Source organism: Nocardia acididurans, assembly GCF_016741815.1.
Classification (GTDB): Bacteria; Actinomycetota; Actinomycetes; order Mycobacteriales; family Mycobacteriaceae; genus Nocardia; species Nocardia acididurans.
Map to the genome: position 1 here is coordinate 239012 of NZ_JAERRJ010000002.1, position 25900 is coordinate 264911.

The 25900-nt window shown below is 68.0% G+C and carries 21 protein-coding genes; 12 read left to right on the forward strand and 9 right to left on the reverse strand.

All coding sequences use genetic code 11. The features are described from left to right. Positions 1 to 198 precede the first annotated feature (198 nt). The 3 genes from JK358_RS05520 to dop form a co-directional block, all read right to left on the reverse strand. Positions 199 to 1887, reverse strand: a complete 1689-nt coding sequence (locus JK358_RS05520; protein WP_201944404.1) for an L-lactate permease — start codon at positions 1885 to 1887, stop codon at positions 199 to 201. Positions 1888 to 1989: 102 nt separating this feature from the next. Then, positions 1990 to 2799, reverse strand: a complete 810-nt coding sequence (locus JK358_RS05525) for an AraC family transcriptional regulator (RefSeq protein WP_201944405.1) — start codon at positions 2797 to 2799, stop codon at positions 1990 to 1992. 98 nt (positions 2800 to 2897) lie between these two features. Further along, a complete protein-coding gene (gene dop, locus JK358_RS05530) occupies positions 2898 to 4397 on the reverse strand; it encodes a depupylase/deamidase Dop (RefSeq protein WP_201944409.1) in 1500 nt (499 codons plus the stop codon). A 143-nt stretch (positions 4398 to 4540) separates the two neighbouring features. On the opposite strand from dop, the gene JK358_RS05535 reads away from it, so the two are divergent. Then, entirely contained in the window at positions 4541 to 5848 is a 1308-nt protein-coding gene (locus tag JK358_RS05535; RefSeq protein WP_201944410.1) for a DUF418 domain-containing protein, read from the forward strand. On the opposite strand, the gene JK358_RS05540 is transcribed toward JK358_RS05535, so the two are convergent. Next, complete coding sequence (locus JK358_RS05540; protein ID WP_307817316.1) at positions 5817 to 6527, reverse strand: TetR/AcrR family transcriptional regulator; 711 nt, start codon at positions 6525 to 6527, stop codon at positions 5817 to 5819. The genes JK358_RS05535 and JK358_RS05540 overlap by 32 nt on opposite strands. Positions 6528 to 6622: 95 nt before the next feature. Between JK358_RS05540 and JK358_RS05545 the strand changes: the two genes are divergently transcribed. Then, a complete protein-coding gene (locus tag JK358_RS05545) occupies positions 6623 to 7522 on the forward strand; it encodes an AurF N-oxygenase family protein (protein WP_201944411.1) in 900 nt (299 codons plus the stop codon). A 164-nt stretch (positions 7523 to 7686) separates the two neighbouring features. After that, positions 7687 to 7956: a DUF4873 domain-containing protein gene (locus tag JK358_RS05550; protein ID WP_201944413.1), complete on the forward strand. Its 270-nt coding sequence runs from the start codon at positions 7687 to 7689 to the stop codon at positions 7954 to 7956. Here the strand turns inward: JK358_RS05550 and JK358_RS05555 are convergent. Then, on the reverse strand, positions 7953 to 8642 hold the full coding sequence (locus tag JK358_RS05555) for a TetR/AcrR family transcriptional regulator (RefSeq protein ID WP_201944416.1): 690 nt from the start codon (positions 8640 to 8642) through the stop codon (positions 7953 to 7955). The two genes, JK358_RS05550 and JK358_RS05555, sit on opposite strands and share 4 nt — an antisense overlap. Positions 8643 to 8768: 126 nt before the next feature. Here JK358_RS05555 and JK358_RS05560 point away from each other — a divergent pair, with 126 nt between their 5' ends. Continuing rightward, positions 8769 to 9224, forward strand: coding sequence for a nitroreductase/quinone reductase family protein (locus JK358_RS05560; RefSeq protein WP_201944420.1), 456 nt, complete (start codon positions 8769 to 8771; stop codon positions 9222 to 9224). A 4-nt stretch (positions 9225 to 9228) separates the two neighbouring features. Here the strand turns inward: JK358_RS05560 and JK358_RS05565 are convergent, their stop codons facing one another. From JK358_RS05565 to JK358_RS05575, 3 genes are all read right to left on the reverse strand, one after another. Continuing rightward, positions 9229 to 9591: an arsenate reductase family protein gene (locus tag JK358_RS05565; RefSeq protein WP_201944421.1), complete on the reverse strand. Its 363-nt coding sequence runs from the start codon at positions 9589 to 9591 to the stop codon at positions 9229 to 9231. Positions 9592 to 9615: 24 nt separating this feature from the next. Further along, positions 9616 to 11289, reverse strand: coding sequence for a hypothetical protein (locus tag JK358_RS05570; RefSeq protein WP_201944422.1), 1674 nt, complete (start codon positions 11287 to 11289; stop codon positions 9616 to 9618). A 155-nt stretch (positions 11290 to 11444) separates the two neighbouring features. Beyond that, complete coding sequence (locus JK358_RS05575; RefSeq protein WP_201944423.1) at positions 11445 to 11804, reverse strand: nuclear transport factor 2 family protein; 360 nt, start codon at positions 11802 to 11804, stop codon at positions 11445 to 11447. A gap of 155 nt (positions 11805 to 11959) precedes the next feature. Between JK358_RS05575 and JK358_RS05580 the strand changes: the two genes are divergently transcribed. From JK358_RS05580 to JK358_RS05590, 3 genes are all read left to right on the forward strand, one after another. Then, on the forward strand, positions 11960 to 12325 hold the full coding sequence (locus JK358_RS05580; protein ID WP_201944424.1) for a BlaI/MecI/CopY family transcriptional regulator: 366 nt from the start codon (positions 11960 to 11962) through the stop codon (positions 12323 to 12325). After that, a complete protein-coding gene (locus tag JK358_RS05585; RefSeq protein ID WP_201944426.1) occupies positions 12322 to 13269 on the forward strand; it encodes a M56 family metallopeptidase in 948 nt (315 codons plus the stop codon). Before JK358_RS05580 ends, JK358_RS05585 begins: the two co-directional genes overlap by 4 nt. Before the next feature lie 77 nt (positions 13270 to 13346). Next, positions 13347 to 15305: an amidohydrolase family protein gene (locus JK358_RS05590; RefSeq protein ID WP_201944428.1), complete on the forward strand. Its 1959-nt coding sequence runs from the start codon at positions 13347 to 13349 to the stop codon at positions 15303 to 15305. 4 nt (positions 15306 to 15309) lie between these two features. On the opposite strand, the gene glnA is transcribed toward JK358_RS05590, so the two are convergent. After that, complete coding sequence (gene glnA, locus JK358_RS05595; protein WP_307817317.1) at positions 15310 to 16746, reverse strand: type I glutamate--ammonia ligase; 1437 nt, start codon at positions 16744 to 16746, stop codon at positions 15310 to 15312. 268 nt (positions 16747 to 17014) lie between these two features. Here glnA and JK358_RS05600 point away from each other — a divergent pair, with 268 nt between their 5' ends. The 5 genes from JK358_RS05600 (at position 17015) to JK358_RS05620 (ending at position 25900) form a co-directional block, all read left to right on the forward strand. Beyond that, positions 17015 to 18526 carry an amino acid permease gene (locus JK358_RS05600; RefSeq protein WP_232850907.1) on the forward strand — a complete coding sequence of 504 codons (1512 nt, stop codon included), beginning with the start codon at positions 17015 to 17017 and terminating at the stop codon, positions 18524 to 18526. Positions 18527 to 18609: 83 nt separating this feature from the next. Beyond that, a complete protein-coding gene (locus tag JK358_RS05605) occupies positions 18610 to 20406 on the forward strand; it encodes an AMP-dependent synthetase/ligase (protein WP_201944430.1) in 1797 nt (598 codons plus the stop codon). Positions 20407 to 20416: 10 nt separating this feature from the next. After that, complete coding sequence (locus JK358_RS05610; protein WP_201944433.1) at positions 20417 to 21757, forward strand: PucR family transcriptional regulator; 1341 nt, start codon at positions 20417 to 20419, stop codon at positions 21755 to 21757. A gap of 234 nt (positions 21758 to 21991) precedes the next feature. Further along, positions 21992 to 24052: a CocE/NonD family hydrolase gene (locus JK358_RS05615; protein WP_201944438.1), complete on the forward strand. Its 2061-nt coding sequence runs from the start codon at positions 21992 to 21994 to the stop codon at positions 24050 to 24052. Positions 24053 to 24124: 72 nt separating this feature from the next. After that, positions 24125 to 25900: an SDR family oxidoreductase gene (locus JK358_RS05620; protein ID WP_201944440.1), complete on the forward strand. Its 1776-nt coding sequence runs from the start codon at positions 24125 to 24127 to the stop codon at positions 25898 to 25900.

Sequence of the window (25900 nt, forward strand, 5' to 3'; positions counted from 1 at the left end):
CACAACACTACCCATGAGCGGGCGCAACATGCCGGATTAAACCGCAATGTGGGTTGGCCGTGATCTCCCGGAAGCCCACGGCGACGGCGCGCCGCGGAGATCCGCGAAACATCCGGCACGGCACGCCCCGTTCATCCCGCGGCAAACCTCCAGTAGCCGGACCTCGCTCGCCGTGGAGGTCAGCGGGCGCGCGCGTGGTCAGCCGAACGCCACGGCCAGCAGCGCAGCCGATGCGAGAAGCGCATAGATCGCCGCCGCCACCCGCAACCCGAAGCGCAACAGCGTGTGCTCGGAAATCCCCGCCTCCCGCGCCCGCTCACCGGACACGGCCAGAATCAGCATGATCATCGGCAGCGAAGTGAACACCGCATGCCCCGCACCACAGTTCTGCAATGCCGCGAACCACGTCCCCAGCCCCTCGGGCGCGAGCTGCTGCTGCAACGGCATCATCAGCACGTTCCCGCCCACATTCGACCCGGTCACGAATCCGCTCACCATGCCGAGCGCGGGCGCGGCCAAGGCCACCACCGGCTCCGGGGCGTCGGCCACCGCCGCACCCACCCGCGCGATCATCCCGCTGTCGGCCATCAACCGCCCCAGCACCACGAATCCGCTGAGCGCGAACAGCGGCCGCGCCACCCGGGTCAGCGCGGCCCGAGCATCGGCCCGGTGCACCCGCCCTCGATCCAGCAGCAGCGCGGCCGCCAGCAGCGGCAACCCGGGCGAGGTCAGCAGCGCGAAACTCGCTCCACCCGCATGTACCGCCGGGGTGGGCGCCCCGGCGGCAGTCGCCAAGCGCAGCACCGCGATTCCGCCGAGCACCAGCCCGTAGGCGCGAAGCACCGAGCCCGGAGGCGTCAGACCACCCGTGGACCGAGTGTGTTCGGCCACACCGATTACGTTGCGCCCCACGGTGTTCACCACACGACCACCGTGCGTTCGCCACTCTCCTGCGATACGGACGGCCAGGGAGCGGGAGCCCGCGGAGGACCGCGAGACGGCTGCCGCGGTCCCGGATGAGTCCGCATCGAACCCCACAGCGGAGCGCGTCGAATCGATGTCGAGTTCGGGTGCGCCGCTTGCAGTGTCCGCACCCGATCGAATCACGCGGACGCTGGTGGACCGGGACCGCCACAGTGCGCACAGCGCCAATCCGGCTGCGGTGGTGAACAATCCGGCCAGCACGCCCGCCGGTGCGACGACGCCCAGGCGATTCCAGAGCAGCAACCCGGCCGACAGGGTCGCGCCCGCGCTCGCGGCCACCAGCACCGCGCGCAGCCGCTGCCGCGGCCGAGCCAGCACGGCGGCCCACGCGGTCACCAGCGGGAAGACGAGCGCACTGGTCAGCGCGGTGGCGGTACCCAGCGTGCCGACCGGTAGCGCGGTGAGCGACGCGCCGATGGCGGTGGCGAGCCCGAGGGTTCCCCACGGCATGATGTTCATCCCCAGCATGGCCTGCCGCAGGGCCGTCGCGGGCGGTGCGAGCGCGAGCAGCACCGGCACGGTCACCAGCAGTGAGACGCCGAATCCGGTGAGCGCCTCCACCATCGGCGCGATGCCCGCCACCACGAGCGCGATCTTCGCCGGTCCGGGCAGCGGCAGCGCCCGCACCCAGTCCCGCAGTGAATCGTGCACTCCCCGGCGTCCGAGCACCTGACTCAGATACACGCCGGGCAGCATCACCGCCGCCGCATTGAGCACCAGCAGGCCGGCGGCCCCCGCCCCGGTACCCAATCCTGTACTCGTCACCGTGAATTCGGGCCGCCACACGATCAGCAGTACTGCCACGCCCACCCCGGTGAGGGCCGCCCAGTGCGCGGGCCGCCGCAGACCGGTGATCATCCCCAGCACCACTATCAGCGGCAGCACCGCCATCGCCCAGATCATCGCTTCTCACACAGCCTTTCGTCGCACACACCAACTGCGACAAAGCCTGGCGATCAGGGCACCGCGCGGTCTTGAACAAAAATCTCGCGCGAGCGAATCGGGTCAGGGGCGGATCGCGCCGGGGGTGACGCCGAAGTAGCGCTTGCAGATTCGGGTCAGGTGGGCTTGATCGGCGAAACCGGTGGCGACGGCGACCTCGGCGGGCTGACCACCGGCGAGCAGGAGGCGGCGGGCGCGGTTGGCGCGCAGGCGCAGCAGATAGGCGTGGGGCGGCAGTCCGTAGGCGGCGCGGAAGGCATTGATCAGGGTCGCGCGCGGAATACCCACCGCCGCAGTCAGTTCGGCGACGGTGACCGGTTCGGTCCAGCGATCGTGCAACATCTGGCGAGCGGCGTCGAGGCCCAGCCGTGGCAGCACCGGCGGCCCGGCCGAACCACCGCGCAGGGCATGCCGGGTGAGAACCGCGCCCAACCCGGTGAGCAGCAACGATTCCGCGGTGAGCGGATCGGTGGGCTGCTCCTGCTCGCGATGCGCGTGCCGCAGGCCCGCGAACAGCGCGTCGTCACGGACCACGGTATCGGGAAACCAGACGTCCCGAGACCCGAGCCGCTCGCCCGCGATCTCCGCGACGAGCGCGGTATCGAAGTAGAACATGCGATACCGCCACCCGGATTCGACGGCGGCGAATCCGGTATGCACCTGCCCGGGGTTGATGATCACCAGCTGCCCAGCCGGAATCACCACCTTCCCCCCGGTCAGATGCAGTCCCTCGGCCCCCTCTTCGATAACGCCGACCGCCAGCTGCTCATGACTGTGCTTGTCGAATTCGAAGGACTCGAACCGCGCCGCGAGCAGATCCACCTGGGGGCTGGCCGCCGAGGTCCACAGGCGTGCCTGTTCCCCGGTTCCCATTCGCGCATGCTAGCAAACGATTTCGGTGAATTGCCTGCTCACAGCAGGGAATAGCGCAGGGCCGGTTCGCCTTTCGACAGGCGGACCGGCCCCGGTGCTCAGTGCGTGAGCTGCTGCACCAGTTCGGCGGCGGTGTGCGCGCCGTCGAGGAGTTTGCCGACGTGGCTCTTGGTGCCGCGGCGGGGTTCCAGGGTGGGGATGCGGACCAGGGAGTCGCCGCCGAGGTCGAAGATCACCGAATCCCAGCTCGCCGCAGCGATATCCGCGCCGAAGCGGCGCAGGCATTCGCCGCGGAAGTAGGCGCGGGTGTCGGTGGGCGGGTTGGTCATGGCGTCGACGATCTGCTGTTCGGTGACCAGGCGCTGCATGGAGCCGCGCGCGACGAGCCGGTTGTAGAGGCCCTTGTCGAGGCGCACGTCGGAGTACTGCAGGTCGACCAGATGCAGTTTGGGGGCCGCCCAGGTGAGGCCCTCACGGTTGCGCATGCCTTCCAGCAGGCGCAGTTTCGCTGTCCAGTCCAGCAGGTCGGCGGTTTCCATGGGGTCGCGCTCGAGCAGGTCGAGGACGTGCGCCCACTTTTCGATGACGTCCTGCACGCGCGGATCGTCGTTGCCGATGCGGTCCATGTACTTCTCGACCCGGTCGAGGTAGATGCGTTGCAGCGCAAGGCCGGTCAGTTCGCGGCCGTCGGCCAGCGCGACGGTGGCGCGCAGGGTGGGGTCGTGGCTGATGGTGTGCACGGCGGTCACCGGGCGTGCGAGTTGCAGATCCGAGAGATCCTCGCCCGCCTCGATCAGATCGAGCACCAGGGCGGTGGTGCCGACCTTGAGGTAGGTGGACCATTCCGCGAGGTTCGCGTCACCGATGATGACGTGCAGGCGGCGGTACTTGTCGGCGTCGGCGTGCGGTTCGTCGCGGGTGTTGATGATGCCGCGCTTGAGCGTGGTCTCCAGGCCGACCTCGACCTCGATGTAGTCCGCGCGCTGCGAGAGCTGGAAGCCGGGCTGGTCACCGGACTGCCCGATGCCCACGCGCCCGGAACCGCAGACGACCTGCCGCGACACGAAGAACGGCGTCAACCCGACGATGATCTGGTTGAACGGCGTCTCGCGGCTCATGAGGTAGTTCTCGTGCGTGCCGTAGGACGCGCCCTTGCCGTCCACATTGTTCTTGTACAGCTGCATGCGCGGCGCGCCCGGCACGCTGGAGGCGTAGCGTGCGGCGGCCTCCATGACCCGCTCCCCGGCCTTGTCCCAGATGACCGCGTCCAGCGGGTCGGTGACCTCGGGCGCGGAGTACTCCGGATGCGCGTGGTCCACGTAGAGCCGGGCCCCGTTGGTGAGGATCATATTGGCCGCGCCGACCTCGTCGGCGTCGATCACCGGCGCCGGTCCGTTGAGCCGTCCCAGATCGAATCCGCGTGCGTCGCGCAGCGGCGATTCCACCTCGTAATCCCACCGTGTGCGTTTGGCCCGCGGCACACCCTCCGCCGCGGCGTAGGCGAGCACGGCCTGGGTGGATGTGAGAATCGGGTTGGCCGACGGCTCGGCAGGCGTGGAAATGCCGTACTCGACCTCGATTCCGATAATGCGCTGCATGCCCCGAGCCTAGGCGACGGCGGTGCGAATCGGGCGCGACCGGGGGTCCCCGGCCCCCGGAAGTGTTGTCATACGTTGGTCGCATACGCGATGGTCCTCGTGGGCGATCCGCGCTGACCTGGCCGGACGAAACAATGATCGGCATGGTCGAACCGGTTTCCTCCGCAGCGCCCGCACGGCCGGGCGCCTCAGTCACCACCGGGACGACGGGCAGGCATCGCGCCGTCACCGTCGAGCCGAAGGACGCGGATCTCGCGTCGAATCCCGTTCCCGCCCAGCCGCGTTCCGGACGGCTGGCGGCCCTCGACGTGTTGCGCGGCATCGCGATTCTGGGCACCCTCGGCACGAACATCTGGATCTTCACCGATGTCACCGGGCTGATCGGCTACATCGGCGGCGATGACGAGCCGTCCGGCGCGTGGCTGTGGATCGAGCGTTTCCTCCAGCAGCTGGCGCAGGGCAAGTTCCTGGGCCTGCTGACGATCATGTTCGGTATCGGACTGGCGATTCAGCAGCGGTCGGCGGTGAAGGGCGGGCGCGCGTGGCCCGGCAAGTATCCGATCCGGGCCGGGCTGCTGTTCCTGGACGGTCTGCTGAACTTCTTCCTGGTCGCGGAATTCGACGTGCTCATGGGGTACGCGCTGACCGGTCTGGTGGTGGCCTACGTGCTGGCGACGAGTGAGAAGGCGCAGCGGCGCTGGCTGATCGTGGCCGCGAGCATCCACACCGCCATGCTGACGCTGGCGGCGGTGGGCATGGCGCTGGCCGCGGGTCAGGCTGATACGCAGGCGAATTCGGGACCGCCGGAACGGCTGGATCCGAATCCCTATGCGGATGGCTCGTTCTGGGATCTGGTGGCGTTCCGCTGGGACAACATGCTGATGTTCCGGGCCGAGGCGATCCTGATCTTCCCGATGTCTATCGCGCTGTTCCTGCTGGGCGCGCGCCTGTTCCGCGCCGGGGTGTTCCTGCCCGAGGGCGCGCGAATCCGCAAGCGGCTCATGGTGATCGGCTTCGGTATCGCCGCACCGCTGGATCTGGCGCTGGGCGTGTTCTTCGGCGGCGATCTGATCCTGTTCACCCGATACGGCATCGCGCCGTTCGTGGCGCTGGGCATTCTGGCCCTGGTGGCCGAGTTCTACCTGCGCCGTCCGTCTCCGGGCCCGGTGGGCCGCCGCTTCTCCGAGGTCGGCCGGATGGCGTTGAGCTGCTACATCCTGCAGAACCTGGTGGCGGGCGCGATCTGCTACGGCTGGGGTCTGGGATTGGCCGAGTCGGTCTCGCCCAATTCGCGGGTGCCGTTCACCGTCGCGGTGTACCTGGTGGTGTGCGCGTTCATGCTGGTCTTCGCACACTTCTGGCTGCGCCGCTTCGAACGCGGGCCGGTGGAGTGGCTGTGGAACTCCAGCTTCGCGCTGCTCACCCGGCGCGCTGGGACTGCACGCGGTTGATCACTTCGGAGACGAGGGTGTCGCGGGTGAGCGGGACGTCGAGGCTGCGGGCATTGCCCTCGAGCAGCGACAGCACCGATTCGGTGAGGATGCCCTCGACCTGTTCGGAGGTGAGCGTCGGGGCGGCCCGCCAGCTGTTGACGACGCCGTCGACGAAGCCGACAGTACCGAATGCCATGGGGCGGGCGCGATTCCGATCGATGCCGAAGCGTTCGAGGGTGTCGGACCACATGTCGGCGAGCTGCCCGCCGATGCGGTTCTTGGCCCCCGCCAGGGCCGGTGAGGCTTCGCCCTGCGGTTCGGCGGTGGCCAGGAAGCGGTGCAGGTTCGGATGCTGTTCCACCCAGCCGACATAGGTGCCCACCGCGCCGCGCACGGCGTCGCGCACGGTGCCGTCGGGGCGCAGGCGCGGAAGTAGTTCGGCGAGTAGTGAATCCAGGATGTGGCGGCGGATTTGCTCGTCGAGGTCGGCGCGGCCGTCGAAGTGGCGGTAGACCACCGGGCGCGGGACGTGCAGCCGGTCGGCGATCTGCTGCACCGAGATCTCGACGCCGTGCTCCTCGATGACCGCGAGGGCGGCGTCGAGCATATCGGCGCGGCGGCGGGCCTTGTGGCCGTTCCAGCGGGTGCTGCGGCCGTCGGTGGCCGCGGACTGTTTTCGTGCGCTGGTTCCGGTCACCCGCATCACGATACTCATTTCTCGTTGACCGATACAGCCTGTACCACTAATCTGACTGTAACACCCTGTATCAGTTATTCGAGTCAGGAGCCGTCATGGGCGACGATGCCGCACTGCTCCCCCGTGAATCCTTCGCACAGCGTTTGCTGACCGGATCGGTCAAGAAGTCCTACGACCCCGTGGTCGACCTCGACTGGAACGCACCGCTGGACCCCGACAAACTCTTCCTGCCACCCGAGGTGGTCTCGCTCTACGGCACCGCGCTCTGGGAGGCCATGACCGACGAGCAGCGCCGCGAACTGTCCCGGCAGGAGCTGGCCAATGTGCTCTCGGTGGGCATCTGGTTCGAGAACCTGCTCAACCGGCTGCTGCTGCGCGAGCTCATGGCCGATGATCCGACCTCCCGGCACGCGCACTACACCCTCACCGAGATGGGTGACGAATGCCGGCACATGATGATGTTCGGCAGGCTCATCGAACGCATCGAAGCCCGGCCGTACTGGCCGAATCGCTATGAGCGACTGGTGATCAGCTCACTGCAGCAGTTCCTGCGCGGACCCATGGTGTGGGTGGGCGCACTGGTCGGCGAGGAGATCTTCGACGCCATCCAGCGGCGCACCCTCGACGACCCGCAGCTGCAGCCGATCGTGGCGCGCGCCATGCGGATTCACGTCACCGAGGAGGCGCGGCACATCGGGTTCGCGCGTGACGCCCTGGCTCGGCGGGTGCCTGATATGTCGAGGGCGGAGCTGGCCTATACGAAACTGTGTGTGGCGGTGGCCGCTCCGCTGTTCGTGCATCTGATGACCAACTGGCACATGTACGTTCGCGCCGGGATCGAGGACGGCCGGGCGGCCCGGCGCATGGCGCGCGCCAATCCGCACTCCCGCCGGGCGCTCGGCATCGGGGCCGCGAATCTCGGTGCGTTCCTGGATAAGCAGGGGCTCATCGGGTCGATCGGCAAGCGCATCTGGCGGCGGCAGGGGCTGCTGTGAGGTGGGGCGGGGTGCGCCGTCGCCGGCGCGGAACCGCCCGATCGCCGCTGCGCCGATCGGCACGCGACCATGGGCACGGCGGCCCTCCGGACACCGGAGCCGACGGCAGACCGCGTGACGAATCCGCGGAAGCCGAACCCGCGCCGGAGTATTCCGGTCCCGCGATGCTGGACGCACCCGGTGCGGAGCTGCTGGTCACGGCTCGATTGAACGGGCATCTCGATCCGATCGACGGCCAATTCCATTGGTACGGGCGGATTTCCGCGACCGGGGCGAACGAGCTGCCGGATCCGGGGCGGGGGCAGGTGTTTCTCACGGTGCCGGGCGGGCGGCCCACCGCGGGCGTCCTACAGGAGCGCGATCCCTGGGGCGATCTGCGGATCGCCGGGGTGGGGGCACCGCCGTTCCCGTTGGAGCCCCTCACGAACGGCTAGTCGCGCAGGCCGATGAGGTCGGCCATGGTGGCGACGGTGTAGTCGAAGAACGGGCCCGCGGGGTCCATGGTGTTGGCGTATTGGCCGGTGAGTTCGAAACTCACCGCGCCGAACACCTGGGTCCAGGCGACGATCAGGCGGGCCACCACCGCCTCGGGCACACCGGGCGCGGCCAGCGCGGCGACCGCTGCGGCCTGGGCCGCCAGGTCGGAGGCGAGCGTTTCCGACGCGGGGGTGAGAGTGCCGCTCTCCCAGGCGCGGTGGACCAGTCCGAGTACCGCGACCGGTGTCCGCGAGGCGGGGCCGATGGTGGCCTCGGGGGCCTGATATCCCGGCACCGGGGAGCCGTAGAGCAGCGCGTACTCGTGCGGGTGCGCGATGGCCCACGCCCGGACCGCGGCTGCCGCGCCCTGCCATTGCGCGCGTGGCGTATCCGATTGGGCCACACCGTTTTCCACCGCCGCGCCGAGGGCGTCGTAGGCCTCGATGATGAGCGCGGTGAGCAGGTCGTCGCGGCTCGGGAAGTACCGGTAGATCGCCGAGGACACCATGCCCATCTCGCGCGCGATGGCGCGCAGCGACAGCGCGGCCGCGCCGCTCTCGGCGAGCCGGCGGCGGGCGGCATCGGTGATCTCGCGGGTGATCTCGGCGCGGGCCCGTTCGCGGGCGTTCTTGGCGACGCTCATGGGCACAGTCTGCCACATTCGAGAGCATCGAAACTTTTCGAGAGCACCGCTCTTGACTCGGCGCGACGGCATCGTGCACACTGATCTCAACAGAGAGCACCGCTCTCGCAGTGAAGGGAAGACATCATGGACAAGCAGACCGCCGCCACCCGCTACATCGGCCCCTCCGGACTGGACCCGATCATGAACCGCATCTTCAACATGCTGCCCAAGCTGGGCATCAGCGTCCTGGGTTCCCGTCTGCTGGCGGTGCGCGGGCGCACGAGCGGCGAGTGGCGCACCACCATGGTGAACGTGCTGAAGACCGAGGACGGCGCGCGCTACCTGGTGGCCCCGCGCGGGCAGACCCAGTGGGTGCGCAATCTGCGCGTCACTCCGGCGGGCGAGCTGCGCCTGGGCCGCAAGGTCGAGACGTTCACCGCCACCGAGCTGGCCGACGAGGACAAGCTGCCGGTGCTGCGCGAGTACCTGAACAAGTGGGGCTGGGAGGTCGGCCGCTTCTTCGAGGGTGTCACCAAGGACGCCTCCGATGCCGAATTGGCCGATATCGCACCGGGATTCCCGGTGTTCCGGCTGGCGTGACGGGTCAGCGCAGTGCGTCGAGGCCGTCCGCGTCGCGAGCGAGGACGGCCCGCCCGTCGGCGGTGAGCACGATGGGCCGCTGGATCAGTCGCGGATGCGCGGCGAGGGCTTCGATCCAGCGGTCGCGGTCGGCGGCGGTGCGGCCCCAGGCGGCGACGCCCAGTTCCTTGGCCTCGGCTTCGGCGGTGCGGGTGATATCCCACGGTTCGAGGCCGAGTTTGCCCAGCACGTCCCGGATTTCAGCGGCGCTGGGCGGGTTGTCGAGGTAGCGGCGCTCGGTGTAGTCGGCCCCGCCGTCGTCGAGGACAGCCTTGGCGGCGCGACTCTTCGAGCATTTCGGGTTGTGCCAGATCTCCACCGATGCCATGCCCGCAGTCTAGGAGCCGACGGCTCAGCGCCAGTCGACGACCCACGGGGACGGGCGCGACCAGTACAGCGGGCCGAGCGGAACGGGCTGCCCCCAACGCCTTTCGGCCATCTCGACCGGTGCGAACACCTCGGGCGGCGGATTGTCGTCGAAGATCTCGATGAGGTGCCGCCGCCAGTTGTTGATCATCCCCGGCACCACTTCGCGCTCCTTGTCGAAGGCGTATTCGATGCAGGTGCCCATGATGGTGTTGACGGCCTGGATCGCGCCGTCGCGGTCGCTGATGGCCAGGGAATGCAGATACGCCTCGATCAACCGGTAGCCGAACAGGTCGTGCAGTGAGGTCTGCCCGCGTTCGATGGCCTGGATACCGATGGCGGTCGCCGCCGACTCGTCGATCCAGATGGCATGCGCCTCGGGTATCCGATTGTCGAAGATCAGCGCCTGCAGCAGCCCGAGCACCGCCTTGCCCATGATCATCAGATCCGGCCGCCCGGTGCCCAGTGCCTCGTCGATGAGCGCCCGATACGCGGCGGCGGCCACCCCGAACCGCCCCGCCACCAGCAACGCGTCCGCGGTCTCACCGCCCGCGCACTGATCCGCGGGTGGCCGGTTGCCCGCCACGGGAAGCGCCCCGGACACCGGCAGATACTGTGTCGGCGCGTCGAGCGGAAGATCCTGCGGCGCGGGACTGTTCACCGCCGACGACAGCGGCACCGCCCCGCCGAACGGATCCACCGGTGTCAGCGGACTGTCCACCGGACCGGGCGGCGGAAGTTCCACCGCACCGCTCGCGGGTGGCGGTAGCGGCACCGGCCCGCCCGCGGCCCCGGGCGGCGGCAAGGGCACCGGAATGCTGTCCGGCCCCGGCGGCGGTAGGTGCGCGGGCGCGCTCACCGGTCCCGGCGGTGGTAGGTGAACAGGCGCGCTCGCCGGTCCCGGCGGCGGTAGGTGCACAGGCGCACTCGGCGGCAGCGGTGGCGCGGGAACTCCCGGCCCCTCCAGCGGTTGCTGGGCCAGGAGCTCTTTCACGGTCGGCGAATTCTCCAGGTAGTTCTTTGCCTCCCTGGCGAATTCATTGTCCACGCCGCCGAGCCACTCACGCCCGGCCCAGAGGGTGGCGAACGCACTGTCGCCCACCTTGTGCTCGAGCGCCGCACACAGCGCGTAATACCCGTAGGCGCGGTACTTCTCGAACCCCTCCCCCTCGGCGATGAGCAGATGCGCGTACCGCAGTGCCAGATCGAATCTTTCGATATCCCCCAGCAGCGTGCACGCCGTCATGGCTCCCATCAGCACCTCGTCCGGCGTTCCCACCTGCCGCCGCAACGCGATACACCGATCGGCCATATCGACCGCCGACTCGGCCTGCCCGAGCTGCGTGGCGGCCTCGACCGCCATCGAGTACATCGTCGCCATACTCCCCGAGGGAATATCGGCCGCGAACCGCGCCGGCCCGTTCTCGGCGATCTGCAGCGCCTGCGCGAAATCCCCCGCCCCGAAGGCGGACCGGAACCGATAGGACACGATCCACCCGTAATCCTGCGGATCAGGCTGTTCCACCAGCCCGTCGTCGAAGGCCGTCAATCGCGCCAGCGCCCCCGCGGCGTCCCCCGCCTCCAGCAGGCCGCTCGCCTCGTTCATCACATGGACGAACGCTTCTCGATCCATGGCCAATTCGCCTTCCTCATACGCCAACCCCGAATCGTATGGCGACCCGGCAGACGCACACCCCCACTGAGTCCAACATCATAGTTTGAACCTCGGACACATGACTGCCCCACCTGCGGAAACCGACCGCCCTGCGCCACAACCACATTCGCGATGCCCAACGGTCGGCTCCACCTCACCGATCAGCCCGGCACCTTGTCGAGGAACCCCGCCACCCGGCTGATCCTCCCCATCTGCACGGTGATCACATCGAACCCGACCACCAGCGGCTCCGCCGCCCCCGGCGCTCCCAAAGCCCAAGTGAACCGCGCGATATCGTGATGCCCGTCCACCGCCCCCAGCCCGAACACCAGCCCGGCGAACTGCTGCTGCGCCCCCGCGACCATGGCGTCGAGCGCCTCGACCCCGACAAGTTCCACCAGCGGATCGGTGAAAACCACATCCGCCGTATACAACTCGTCGATCAACGCCCGCCGCTTGTCCGCGTCCGTTTCGTTCCAGCTGTCGATGTACCGCTGTGCAATGCTCTCGTATTCGCTCATGCCTCCAGCATCTGCGCCGCCGCGCACGAAGTCGATTACGCCCCGGGTAATGCGGTCCACCCACCGCTACTTCGCGCGAAAAACTATGGGAGATAGTAGGTTATGCGGACGCCGCCCGGCTGGATGGCGTGGCGACGAGGACGGTGGAGGCTGCTGTGCGGAGGCTGGGTGCGCTCGAGAGCAGGGCTATGGCTGTGCTGTGGGAGTCGCCGGAGCCGTTGTCGGTGCATGATCTGGTCGATCGGCTGGGCACCGCGCAGCGGGTTCCCGCCTACACCACTGTTCTGACGGTTGTCACGCATCTCTGGGAGAAGGGGTGGGTGCGCCGGGAGAAGGTGAGCCGGTCCTATGTGTATCGGCCCAGTCGCACTCGAGCCGAAGCGACAACCGATCTGCTGCGGGAAATTCTCGATGCCAGCCCCGATGCGCCCGCGGTGCTACTGCATCTGGCGCGTACCGCCAGTGCGCGTGAGGTCGAGGCGCTACGCGAGGGACTGTCCGGGGGCGAGTCTCGCGCATGATCCTGATCACCGCGCTGCTGGCGGCGGGTGCGGCACTGGCGCTGATCGGGCCCGCAGTGCTGAGGCGGGCCGACTTCGGCGCCGCTCCGGCGATGGGGATGGCGGCCTGGCTGGGCGCGATCGCCGCCACCATCGGCTGTGCCGCGCTGGCGTTGATCGCGCTGGCGTGGCCCGGTGATCCGCCGGGGAATCTGCGTGCGGGTGCCGTGGTGCGAAGTCTGGCCGAGGTCGAGCCGATCGTGGTCACGGCGACGGCGAGCCTGCTCATACCGCTCGCGGTGGTCGGCGCCGTCGTGCCGATCGGGCAGTTGACGCGGATCGCCATCGGACATCATGGGCGTGGCGCGGCCAGTCGCCGACGGCACGAGGAACTGGTCGGCATCCTGGGACGCGCCGATCCCGGTACGGGTGTGGTCCGCCTCGATCACCCGATCCCGTTGGCGTACAGCGTCGCCGGGCGCCGGGGGTATGTCGTGGTGACCGACGGCCTGACCCACTGCCTGACCGACGCGCAGTGGCATGCCGTGCTGGCCCACGAGCGCGCGCATCTGCGCGGATTTCACCACCACATTCTCGGCGGGTGCCAGGTGCTTGCCGGAGCTTTCCCGTGGATCCCGCTGTTCGCCAAGGCTCCTGCCGCGGTGGCGACCCTGGTCGAATTGGCGGCCGATCGCGCGGCCGCGGCCGCGACCGACCCGCAGGCGCTCCACGCCGCACTGCGGACGGTGGCCACATACGGAGTGAGCGCGCCCATGTCGCCACTGGCCCTGATCGACGAATCGCTGGCGGCGCGACTCGAATGCCTTTCCGCCGCACCGGAATCGAGTTCGGCGTCACGGCGCTCGGCGACTGCGGCGCTGCTCGCGACGATGTTGCTGGCGCCGGTCGCATCGGTGGTGGTCGTCGGGCTCAGCGCGGTCGCGGTGTACCCGTTCACGGCCTGAACCGATGGTAAAAAACTATGTTCCATAGTATTTTGGGCGCGCAATCTGAAATGTCTTCAGTTCAGAAATGAGTTACCTTGCGTTTCACCATCTCTCGCCGGGGGCGAGCGCCTTCGAAGGCCCTCCCGCTACTCGCCACCGTGTTCGTGGTCGCGAGCCTCACGAGCTCCGGCACCGGCCCGGCCGCCGCGGATCCGCAGCAGACCCGCTATTCGCTGGTCAATGGCTGCTACCGGATCGAAACGCCCACCGGCGCAGTGGTTCCGGCCTCCGGGCCGTACCGGATGCGCGCGACCGCGCTCGGCGAATACCTGCTCTACGGGCGCGATCATGTGGTGCTGGAAGCCTCATCGGGGTCGATCCGCCCCGCCCGGACTCCGTCGGACGCCGCCGTATGGACCGTAACCGGTTCCGGCGCAAGCGGATTCACGCTCACCAATGCCACCACCGGAACCCGCACACCCGTCACCTTCACCCCCGATACCGGCTGTGCGGACTTTCCCGAGGCGCAGACCGGCGCCGTCGGCACCCCGGACCCCGGCACCGGCGCCGACGGTTCGATCCGCGGCACCATCGACGCGCACGCACACATCACCGCCTACGAATTCATGGGCGGCAACTTCCACTGCGGACGCCCCTGGCATCGCTTCGGAGTCGCCTACGCACTGCCCGACTGCGACCGATACCGCACCGGCACCAACGGTGTGATCGCGGACTTCCTCGACTACGGCGAGCCGTTCCACGATTCCGACACCCAGGGCTGGCCCACCTTCCGGGACTGGCCGAAACCCTCCGTGCTCACCGCCGAAGGCGCCTACTGGACCAGTATCGAGCGCGCCTGGAAAGCCGGGCTGCGGGTGATGACGGTCGATCTGGTCGACAACGAATCACTGTGCGCCATGATGACCGATCGCCGAAACCCTTGTGACGATATGGCTTCGGTACGCACCCAGGCCGCCGGTCTGCGCGCGCTGCAGGACTACATCGACGCTCAGGCCGGTGGCCCCGGGGCGGGTTTTTTCCGCATCGTCACCGATCCGGCCGATGCGCGCCGGGTCGCCGCGTCCGGCAAGCTCGCGGTGGTCCTGGGCATGGAACTGTCCAATCCCATGGGCTGCGGGGTGTTCCTCGGACAACCCGAATGCACCCGGGCCGATATCGACCGCTGGCTCACCGAACTTCGCGGAATCGGGGTCAGCAGCTTCTTCCCCGTGCACAAATTCGACAACGCCTTCGGCGGCACGAAAATGGACCACGACGTCACCGGCCTGCTGGTGAACGCAGGAAACTTCATGCAGACCGGCACATTCTGGAATGTCCAGCCCTGCTCCGGGCCCGAGCACGACAGCACCCAGCCCTCGGTGCCCATCGCCGGACATCTCAACCAGTTCCTCGGCAACCTCACCGGACCGTTGCTCGGCGGCACCCCGCTGCCGCTCTACCCGGCCGGGTCACACTGCAACGCACGCGGACTGACCGACCTGGGCGCGTATCTGATCAACAGGATGATCGACCACGGCTTTCTCATCGAAGTGGATCATCTGAGCGAGGCCACGGCCGACGAGGTCATGACCATCATCGAGCAGCGCGGATACCCCGGCGTGCTGTCCTCGCACGGCTGGGATTCGGAGAAGACCACCGAAAGAATCTACGCCGCAGGCGGTTTCGTGACGCCCTATGCCGGCGAACCCGCGAGCTTCGTGCGCGCCTGGCGTACGGCCCGCACCCTGCCCCGCCCGGAGGCGGACTTCGGATTCGGATTCGGCTCGGATATGAACGGCATCGCCGGCCAGGGCGCGGCACCCGGCCCCGGCACGATCCAGTATCCCTTCACCTCCTACGACGGCCGGGTGACCTTCGACCGGGAACGCTGGGGCGAGCGCGTTTTCGACCTCAACACCGACGGCACGGCGACCTACGGAACCTACGCCGACTGGCTCGAAGCCGTCCGTGTCCTCGGCGGTCCGCAGATCATGGCCGACGTGTTCCACGGCGCGGAGGTCTACCTGCGGCTGTGGGAACGCGTGAGGCGCTGATGGATCACACGTCGAAGTAGATCTCGAATTCGTAGGGGTGGGGGCGGGCGTTGATTTCGGCTATCTCGGTGTCTCGTTTGAGGCGGATCCAGGTTTCGAGGAGGTCTTCGGTGAAGACGCCGCCCTGGGTGAGGTATTCGTGGTCGGCCTCGAGGCGGTCGATGACGGCGGCGAGGCTGGCGGGGGTTTGGATCACCTCGGCGGATTCTTCGGGGGTCAGTTCGTAGAGGTCTTTGTCGATGGGGATGGCGGGTTCCATTTTGTTGGTGATGCCGTCGAGGCCGGCCATCATCATCGCGGCGAAGGCGAGGTAGGGGTTGCCGGAGGAGTCGGGGCAGCGGAATTCGAGGCGTTTGGCGTTGGCGTTGGTGCCTGTCACGGGGATTCGGACCGCGGCGGAGCGGTTCCGTTGGCTGTAGACGAGATTCACGGGGGCTTCGAAGCCGGGGACCAGGCGCTTGTAGGAGTTCACGGTGGGGTTGGTGAAGGCCAGCAGGGAGGGGGCGTGGTGGAGGAGGCCGCCGATGTAGTGGCGGGCGAGGTCGGACAGGCCCGCGTAGCCGGCTTCGTCGTAGAAGAGGGGGGTGCCGTCCTTCCAGAGGGATTGGTGGACGTGCATGCCGGAGCCGTTGTCGCCGAAGAGGGGTTTGGGCATGAAGGTGACGGTTTTGCCACCTGCCCAGGCGGTGTTCTTGATGATGTATTTGTAGAGCTGGAGATCGTCGGCGGCGGCCAGCAGAGTGTTGTATTTGTAGTTGATTTCGGCCTGGCCCGCGGTGCCCACCTCGTGGTGGCCCTTCTCCAGATCGAATCCGGCGTTCTGGAGGTGGGTGCACATGACGTCGCGGAGGTCGACGTCGGCGTCATAGGGGGCGACGGGGAAGTAGCCGCCTTTGGGGCGGACCTTGTAGCCGCGGTTGGGGGTGCCGTCGGCATTGAGCTTGGCGCCGGTGTTCCAGTCGGCGGAGGCCGAATCCACTTCGTAGAAGGCGCGATTCATGCGGGTGTCGTAGCGGACGGAGTCGAAGATGTAGAACTCGGCTTCGGGGCCGAAGTAGGCGGTGTCGGCGATGGCGGTGCTGCGCAGGTATTCCTCGGCCTTGCGGGCGACATTGCGGGGGTCGCGGCTGTAGGCCTCGCGGGTGTGCGGGTCGTGGACGAAGCAGTTGATATTGAGGGTTTTGGCGATGCGGAACGGGTCCAGGCGGCAGGTGCTCAGGTCGGGCAGCAGCAGCATGTCGGATTCGTGGATGGCCTGGAAGCCGCGCACCGACGAGCCGTCGAAGGCGATGCCGTCGTCGACGAGTTCTTCGCCGAACATTGTTGCGGGGACGGAGAAATGCTGCTGAATACCGGGGACGTCGCAGAATCGAATATCGACGTATTCGACGGCCTCTGCTCTGATGTAGTCCAGAACTCCGCTGGTAGTTGGGGTGATCACCGCTGGCTCCTCGTACGCCCGCGCCACTACCCGATCGGACGGCCCGGTCGGGTTCCGGCGGTCCTCGTCGTGCTAACACGATACGCCGCCCGTGGATCACGAATGTTGTGAATCACGTTGTCCACCAAGATCATTGCCACTTTGCCGTGCGGTTGACCCGGCTTTACTTCACACTGATCTCCTGGCAAACGCTGTGTGAGGGCAGCGTTTACACCTGGGAGCACGCATTACCGAAACCCAGCCCCCGTCCGGCGACGACGAACGCCGCCTGGCCGAACTCGGCTACAAACAGGAACTCGCCCGATCCTGGTCGGGATTCTCCAATTTCGCCATCAGTTTCACCATTGTCTCCATCCTGACCGGCGGCCTCGCCAGCTACGGCATCGGACTGGCCAACGGCGGCCCCATCACCATGGCATGGGGCTGGCCACTGGTCTCGATCATGGTGCTCTTCGTGGGCCTGGCCATGGCCGAATTGGCCTCGGCCTACCCGACTTCCGGCGGCCTGTACTGGTGGGCGGCCGAGCTCGGCGGCCCCGTCTGGGGCTGGTTCACCGGCTGGTTCAATCTGATCGGCCAGATCGCGGTCACCGCCGCGATCGATTACGGCGCGGCGATTTTCACCACCGTGGTGCTGAATGTGATCGGCATCGACATCGGAACCGACCGCACCGCAATCTTTTTGGTGTTCGCCGTCATTCTCGTCCTGCACGCGGTGTTGAACGCCATCGGCCCGCATCTGTCCGCGGTGATCAACAATATCTCCGCCTGGTGGCATGTCGGCGGCGTCGCGATCTTCGTCCTCGTGCTCGGCATCGGCGCGAAGGAGCATCAGAGCGTCGGATTCGTCTTCACCGAAACCGTGGACAACAGTGCGGTCGGATTCGGCGGCGTCGCCTTCAGTTTCCTGCTCGGCCTGCTGCACGCGCAGTACACCTTCACCGGTTACGACGCCTCGGCGCATATGTCCGAGGAAACGCACGACGCCTCCCGCATGGCGGCCAAGGGCATCATCAACACCATCATCGTGTCGGCGGTCGCGGGCTATCTGCTGATCATGGCGGTCACCTTCGCCATCCCGAATCTCGACGACGCCCTGGATCCGGCCAAGAACAGCGGCTATCCGGTGATCTACATCCTGGAGAACTCGCTGAACTCCTTCTGGTCGGGCCTGCTGCTGATCATCGCGGCCATCGCCCAGCTGTTCTGCGGCTACGCCTCGGTCACCTCGGCCTCGCGCATGCTGTTCGCGTTCTCCCGCGACGGCGCGGTGCCGGGTTCGGCGCTGTGGCGCACGCTCTCGGCCCGCAAGGTGCCGGTGAACGCGGTGCTGTTCATCTCCTTCTTCGCCTTCGTACTGCTGATCCCGTCGATGCTGGTGCCCGCGGCCAACGCCCCCACCGCGTACGCCGCCGCCACCTCGGTGGCCACCATCGGCCTCTACATCGCCTACGGGATCCCGATCCTGCTGCGGCAGATGCACGGCAGCCGGTTCCGGACCGGCCCGTGGCAGCTGGGCGGCTGGTATCGCCCGATCGGCGTCGTGGCGCTGATCTGGATCGTGGCGATCAGCCTGCTGTTCATCCTGCCGATGGACGATCGCGGCTATCCGTGGAACGACGAATTCACTTGGACCACAGTGAATTACGCTCCGATCACGCTGGTGGTCGTGGTGGGCGCGATTACCATCTGGTGGTTCGCGTCGGCGCGGCGCTGGTTCACCGGCCCGAAACGCACGGTGACCGAACCCCCGTCGGCTGATACCCCCGTCACAGCCTGATTGGTCATCTGCACAACCGAAAGCGACGATATCTGCGTGATTGCCACTGTCCTGGATCCGCCTTTGTGCGGTCTGCTGTAGATGTGAGTTCTACAACGGCGTCGGGACCGCGCACCCTGTGCGAGGCGTTCCAGGACAAGGTGGCACGCTATCCGCACGAGGTCGCGCTGCGCACCCTCGGCGGCGCGACCGCGATCACCTGGCAGGAATACGGGCAGCGGGTGCGGGAGCTGGCCACCGGCCTGGCCGCCCTGGGTATCGGGCACGGCGACACGGTCGCGCTGATGATGACCAACCGCCCCGAGTTCCATCTCTGCGACACCGCGATCCTGCACACCGGCGCGACCCCGTTCTCGGTGTACAACACCAATCCGGTGGATCTGCTGGTCTACCAGTTCGGCAATGCCGGCAACAAGGCCGTGATCTGTGAGGAGCAGTTCGCGCCGCAGGTGCTGGCGGCGGTGGAAAAGGCTGCCGCGCAAGGCTCTCCGGTCGAGCACGTGATCTGCGTGGACGGCGCGCCCGCGGGCACCATCGCGCTGAGCGAGCTGGCCGCCACCGGGAACGAGGACTTCGACTTCGAGAAGACCTGGCGCGCGGTCGATCCCGAGGATCTGCTGACCATCGTCTACACCTCGGGCACCACCGGCCCGCCCAAGGGCGTGGAGCTCACCCATACGAATTTCATCGTGAACGCCCGCGTGGTGGACGAACTCGGCGGCGGCGACAGCACCGACCGGGTGGTGTCGTACCTGCCGGACGCGCACGCCGCCAATCGCTGGTTCGCGCACTATCTTTCGCTGCTGACCGGCGGCCAGGTCACCACCGTGCCGGATCTCAAGCAGGTCGCCGACGCGCTCGCCGAGGTGCATCCGTCGGTGTTCCTGGGTGTGCCCCGGGTGTGGGTGAAAGTCAAAGCGGCACTGGAGGAACGCTTCGCCGCCGAGCCCAGCCCGGTCCGCCGCGCACTCGTGTTCTGGGCGATCGGCACCGGTCGCGCCCGCGCCCGCGCCGTATCCGACGGCAGGACCCAGAACTTCGTGCAAACGGCACAGTTCCGGCTGGCCGATCGCCTGGTGCTGGCCACCATCCGGGAACGCCTGGGGCTGGACAAGGTGCGGATCGCGGTCACCGGCTCCGCGCCCATCCCCCGCGATACCCACGAGTTCTTCCTCGGTCTCGGTCTGCCGTTGTGCGAGGGGTACGGCATGACCGAATGTACGGCCGCGGCGACGGTCAGCCGCCCGGAACGCATCAAGATCGGTACGGTCGGCACGGCGGTGCCCGGTTCCGAGGTGCGCATCGCCGAGGACGGCGAGGTGCTCATCCGCGGGCGCATGGTCATGCGCGGCTACCGCAATGCCCCGGAGAAGACGGCCGAGGCCCTGGACGCCGACGGCTGGCTGCACACCGGCGATATCGGCGAGATCGACGCCGAGGGCTTCCTGAAGATCGTCGACCGCAAGAAGGAGCTGATCATCAGCGCGGCCGGCAAGAACATGTCGCCCACCAATATCGAGAACACGATCACCGAGAGCTGCCCGCTGGCGGGCACGGTGGTCGCCATCGGGGAGGCGCGGCACTACAACACCGCGCTGATCTGCCTGGATCCCGATCTGGTCGCGGCCTTCGCCGAGCGGCATCAGCTATCGGATCGGAGTCTGCCCGCGCTGGCCCAGGACCCGATCGTGCTCAAAGCCCTGCAGGAGGGCATCGATGTGGCGAACTCCAAGCTCTCCCGGGTGGAACAGATCAAGAAGTTCGCGGTGCTGCCGGAGGTGTGGACCCCGGGCAGCGATTGCCTCACGGCTACCGGAAAACTGAGGCGCAAACCGATAGCTACCGCCTACGCGGCTACTATCGACTCGCTGTACGCGTAGTAGGAGAGTTATGCAGGCGCGAACCCGGGACCGGGCCCTCGAAGAGCTCTATCGCCGTGCCGTCGTGGTCCGCGAGGAGTTCACCAGCACCGCGCTGCCCCCGTACCAGAATCTGCCGCAGACCCTGGTGGCCAGCGGATTCGAGCGCGGGTCCAAGCTCAATGTGGATCTGTTCTTCGACTATCTGCGTACCGGGCAGCTGCCCTGCGAGGACGAGACCCGCGAGGTGGTGGAGATCGCGCTGGGCCGGGTCCGCGACGGCGAGCCGCTCGACCAGGTGCTGGACCGCTACCGGATCGGAGCCGACTTCATCTGGTCGCGGCTGCGCGCAGCCGCCGACGAGGGTGACCGCGAACTGCTCACCGACGCGGCCATGCCCCTGCTCAACTACATCACCCTGGTGACCACGCGCATCGCCACGGCCTGCGTGCAGCGGGCCCACGATCCGCGCTGGGAACTGCTGGAACGCCGGCGCGCCATCGCCGACGCTCTGCTCACCGGCCGCGACCCGATCGAGTGGGCGGACGAACCGGCCATCGCGGTGCCGGACGCCTTCGTCATCGCGGTGTTCCGCCTCGGCGCGGCCCGCAGTTCCGACACCAGTGAACTGCGGCACCGGGTGGAGGCGATCCCGGGCGTGTTCCTGCGCCTGGACAGCGGCGGCTGGACGGCACTGCTCCCACTGCAGCCCGGTGACGACGGCACCGCCACCATCGCGGCCCTCACCAGTCGACTGCCCGGGGTGGCGGCGGACGGGTCCGCGAAAGCGATTCCGGCCAAGTACGCCGCCGCGGCGACCGCGTCCCCGCAGTCCGGGAAACCCGGTGCGGCGCAACCCACCCCGCAGGCGGCCACCGGGCAACCCGCCGCTAAGGCTGCGGCGCAGGCGGTTTCGAAGGCGGGAGCGCGCAACGCGAGTCCCGCGCCGTTCTGGGTGGGTGTGGCGGTGACGCCGTCGCGGGCGGATGTTCCGGCGTTGTTCGCGGAGGCGCGGATTCTGTCCGAGCTGGGGCGGTGCCTGGCTCGGTCGCATCCGGTGTGCCGTCGGTCGGATCTCATGTTCGAGTACACGGTGGCCGCGGGCGGGGCGGCGCGGAGCGGGCTGGCGGCGGTGCTGGCTCCGCTGGATCCGCAGCCGCTGCTGGCGGAGACCCTGGAGGTGTTCGTGGACAGCGGGTTCAATCAGCTGGCCACGGCGCGAATCCTCAACATCCACCGCAATACGGTCACCTACCGGTTGACCCGGGTGCACGAGCTGACCGGGCTGGATCCGCATCGGCCCACCGATGCCATGACCCTGTCGGCGGCGCGGATCGCGCGGCGGCTCGAATCCGCCTGTTTCGCGCCGTAATCCCACCCCGCCGGACCTTCGCGACGGCTCAGCTGCCCGGCAGCTGGGCCGTTGTGCTGTGCGCCGACCACCCCGCCGCCGGGCCGTTGGTCGATTACACAAACCGGCGGTCCCGCCTCCGGGCGATTGCCGGTACCCCGGCCACCCGGCTGTGCGGTGTGCTGAATTCCGACGAAGAGGTCCTGTGCCGGTGCATGCCGTGCGGCCCTCCCGACCATCCGCAGAGGTAGATCGTTGAGAAGCAAGTCCCGGCCGCATCGGCGCGGCCGCCTCGTCCCGCTCGCCGTGGCGGGGCTGTCCGCGCTCACGGTGATCGTTTCCTACACCACCCCGGCGGGCGCGGTCCCGAATGCCGGACCGGTGCCGACCGCACCCGCGAACTTCGGTCTGCCGGCCGACTATCAGCCCACTCCCGAGCAGTACGGCGTGGGATATGAACTGGGACATGTGGTTCCGCTGTCCGACGGCACCCAGATCCAGGCCGAGGTGCGGTATCCGACCGATCCCGCGACCGGGCAGCGCGCGACCGGCGAATTCCCGGTGGTCGTCAACTTCACCACCTACGGCGCGCTCTCGAGCGCGCTGGCCGCCGCGCTCACCAGCGTGATCGACGAGCTGCGCATCCCGCTGCCGGATCAGCTCAAAGATGTTCGGCGCGTGATCAATCAGGCCACCAGCGCGCAGGACGTGCTGGTGCGGCACGGCTATATCGAGGTGATCGCCGATATCCGCGGCACCGGCGGTTCGACCGGCGCGTGGAACCCGGCCTCCAAGCAGGACGGCCTGGACGGCGTGCAACTGGTGGACTGGGCGGCGAACCTGCCCGGTTCCAACGGCAAGGTCGGCATGTACGGGTATTCGTTCCCGGCGCTGACCGCGCTGCGCACCGCCGAATCGGTGGGCCCGAACTCGCCGCTGAAAGCCATTGTGCCCATGGCGATGCCGAACAATATCTTCAACGAGGTGCTCGGCCACGACGGTCTGATGAGCCCGCTGCTGCTGACGGCCATCTCGGTGATGGTGCCGTATATGAGCCTCATCGGGCCGTTCATGACCGCGGTCGTCTCACCGCAGACCTTCGTGCGGTCGCTGGTGGATCACCTGCAGGCGCTGGTGTCCTCGGACAGCACCATCAAGCTGCTGATCGAGGCGTACCTGGGCGGTCCGCTGGCCTACGACACCGAGTGGTGGCAGGAACGCCGCTTCGAAACCGATCTGAACAACCTGGTGGACAAGGGCATTGCCATGTACCAGGTGGGCGGCTTCTGGGATCTGTATCAGGAGGGCCCGCTGCGCAATTACTCGCAGCTGCAGAATCTGGCGGCCGGGCGGGACCAGTTCGCGCCCATGGATCCGAACCAGCGGGCCGACGGCCGCTACCAATTGCTCATGGGTCCTTGGTATCACGTCGGGTTGGGGGTCGGCCCGGGTTCGCGCCTGGATACGAACATGATCACCCTCGCGTGGTTCGACCGCTGGCTCAAGGATATCGACAACGGCATCGACCGCACCGATACCCCGCTGCACGTCATCGACGCGAACAACAATGCCGCCGATACCGCGCGCTATCCGTTCGAGCAGGCCGCCGTCACCGAGCGCTGGTTCGACGGCAACCGGCTCAGCGCCCAGAAGCCCGGCGCCACAGACGGTGCGGATCGCATCGACTACTCCGGCATCGACAACATCTGCAACCGGCAGACGCTGGCCCAGTACACCGGTGGCCTGCTGGACTTCGTGTTCCGGATCTTCAACGCCTACAACCCGTGCACCGAACTGGTGCAGGAGCCGACGGCGGGACTGCGCTACACCATGGATCCGGTGAGCGAGCCGACCATGCTGGCCGGGCCGTCGAGCGTCACCCTGTACGCCTCGTCGACGGGCACCGACGCGGCCTTCCAGGTGTGGCTGGACGATGTCGCGCCGGACGGCAGCGTCGTGAACATCACGGGCGGTTCACAATTGGCGAGTCAGCGCACCCTCAACGACGAGAAGACCTGGCGCACAGCCGATGGCACCGTGTACGCGCCGGAGCACGTCATCACCAAGGAGACCGAGCAGCTGCTGACGCCTGGTGAGGTGACGAAGCTGGAGATCAAGCTGCGGCCCGCCTTCCATCGCCTGGAGCCGGGACACGCACTGCGCGTGCGGATCACGACGGGGACCTTCCCGTCCACCATGCCGATTCCGACGGATCTGCCCCGGCTGCTGGGCACCTCGCAGCAGGTGCAGCGCAATGCGGTGTGGCCGTCGAGCGTGGTGGTGCCGCTGGCTCCGGCGGGTTCCTTCACCCATTGACACCGTGGTCCGTCGGGCGCACGCTGAACCCAGCACAACTGTCCGAGACAGTTAGGTCGAGGGAGAGCAGCAATGACGCCGCACATCGAAACCCGGGAACGCTTCGTACGCAACGGCGAGATCGATCTCGCCGTCTACGAGCAGGGCACGCCCGACGGACCCACCATCGTGCTGGTGCACGGATGGCCCGACTCCCATCGACTGTGGGACAACGTGATTCCGCACCTGGCGGATCGGTTCCACCTGGTGACCTACGACAGCCGCGGGCACGGCCGCAGCACGGTGCCCGCCGACAGTCGCGCCTTCCGGATCTCGGAGCTGGCCACCGACCTCTTCGCCGTCATCGACGCGGTGAGCCCGGACGCGCCGGTGCATGTGCTCGCCCACGACTGGGGGTCGGTCACCGCCTGGGATGCCGTGTGCGAACCCGATGCCGAGCAGCGCATCGCCTCGTTCACCTCGGTGTCCGGGCCGAACCTCGATCATGCGGGCCGGTGGGCGCGCCGCCGATTCACCCGGCCGACGCCGGGCAATCTGGCGGGTCCGCTGGCGCAGCTGGCATCGGTGGCCTACCAGTTCGCGTTCATGTCGCCGATGATGCCGCCGCTCATGCGAAGAGGATTGCGCGAGCAGGGTTTCCGGCTCGGTCTGCGCCTGGCGCAGGGGACGCCCGGGGAGCGGGTCACGCTGGCGGACACCTTCGCCGAGGACGCCGTGAACGGGCTGGGCGTGTACCGCGCGAATCTGGTGGTGGCCAAACTGTTCACGGCGCGGGAGCGGCACACCAAGGTGCCGGTGCAGCTGATCGTCGCGAAATACGATCCGGCCGTGCGGCCTTCGGTGTTCGACGACGAGCAGCGCTGGACCGATCAGCTGTGGCGGCGGGATCTGAAAGCCGGGCACTGGGTGCCGTACTCGCATCCGGAAGCGCTGGCGCAGGCCACGATTCAGCTCATCGACGCGGTCTCGGGTGGCGCGCAGGCGCGCGAGCTGCGGCGGGCCGAGGTGGGGCGGCGGCGCAAGCGGGACTTCGACGATCACCTGGTCGTGGTGACCGGCGCGGGATCCGGGATCGGCCGGGAGACCGCGCTGGCATTCGCGCGGGCGGGCGCGGAGGTGGTGGTGTCGGATATCGACCCGACGGCCGTGCACGACACCGCCTCGGCCATTGCCGAATTCGGCGGGACCGCCTTCCCGTATCAGCTGGATGTCGCCGACGAGGAGGCCGTGCGCGCGCATGCCGAGGAGGTGGCGCGGCGGCACGGCGTACCCGATGTGGTGGTCAACAATGCCGGGGTCGGGCAGGCCGCACCGTTCCTGCGCACGCCCAGCGAGAGCTTCCGGCGGGTCATCGACATCAACCTGTTCGGGGTGGTGAACGGTTCCCGGGCGTTCGGAAAGCTGATGGCCGAGCGCGGACTGGGCGGGCACATCGTGAATGTCTCCAGCATGGCGGCCTATACGCCGCAGCAGGGGTTCAGCGCCTACTCCACCAGCAAGTCGGCGGTCTTCATGTTCTCCGACTGCCTGCGCGCCGAACTGGCCTCGGCCGGAATCGGGGTCACCACCGTATGTCCCGGCATCGTGCACACCAATATCGTGCGCACGACGGAGTTCTCGGGCCTGCGCGGCGAGCAGGAGGAGTTCCGGCAGCAGCTGTTCGACACGCTCTACCGCCTGCGCCGCTATCCGCCGTCGAAGGTGGCGACCGCGATCGTGCGTGCGGTGCGGCGCAATCGGGCCGTCGTCCCGGTCACCCCGGAGGCGTGGGCGGCCTACTACGGCAGCCGCCTCACCCCGCCCGCCCTGATGCGCTTCGGTATCGCCCGCGCCAGCCTGGCCCGCTGA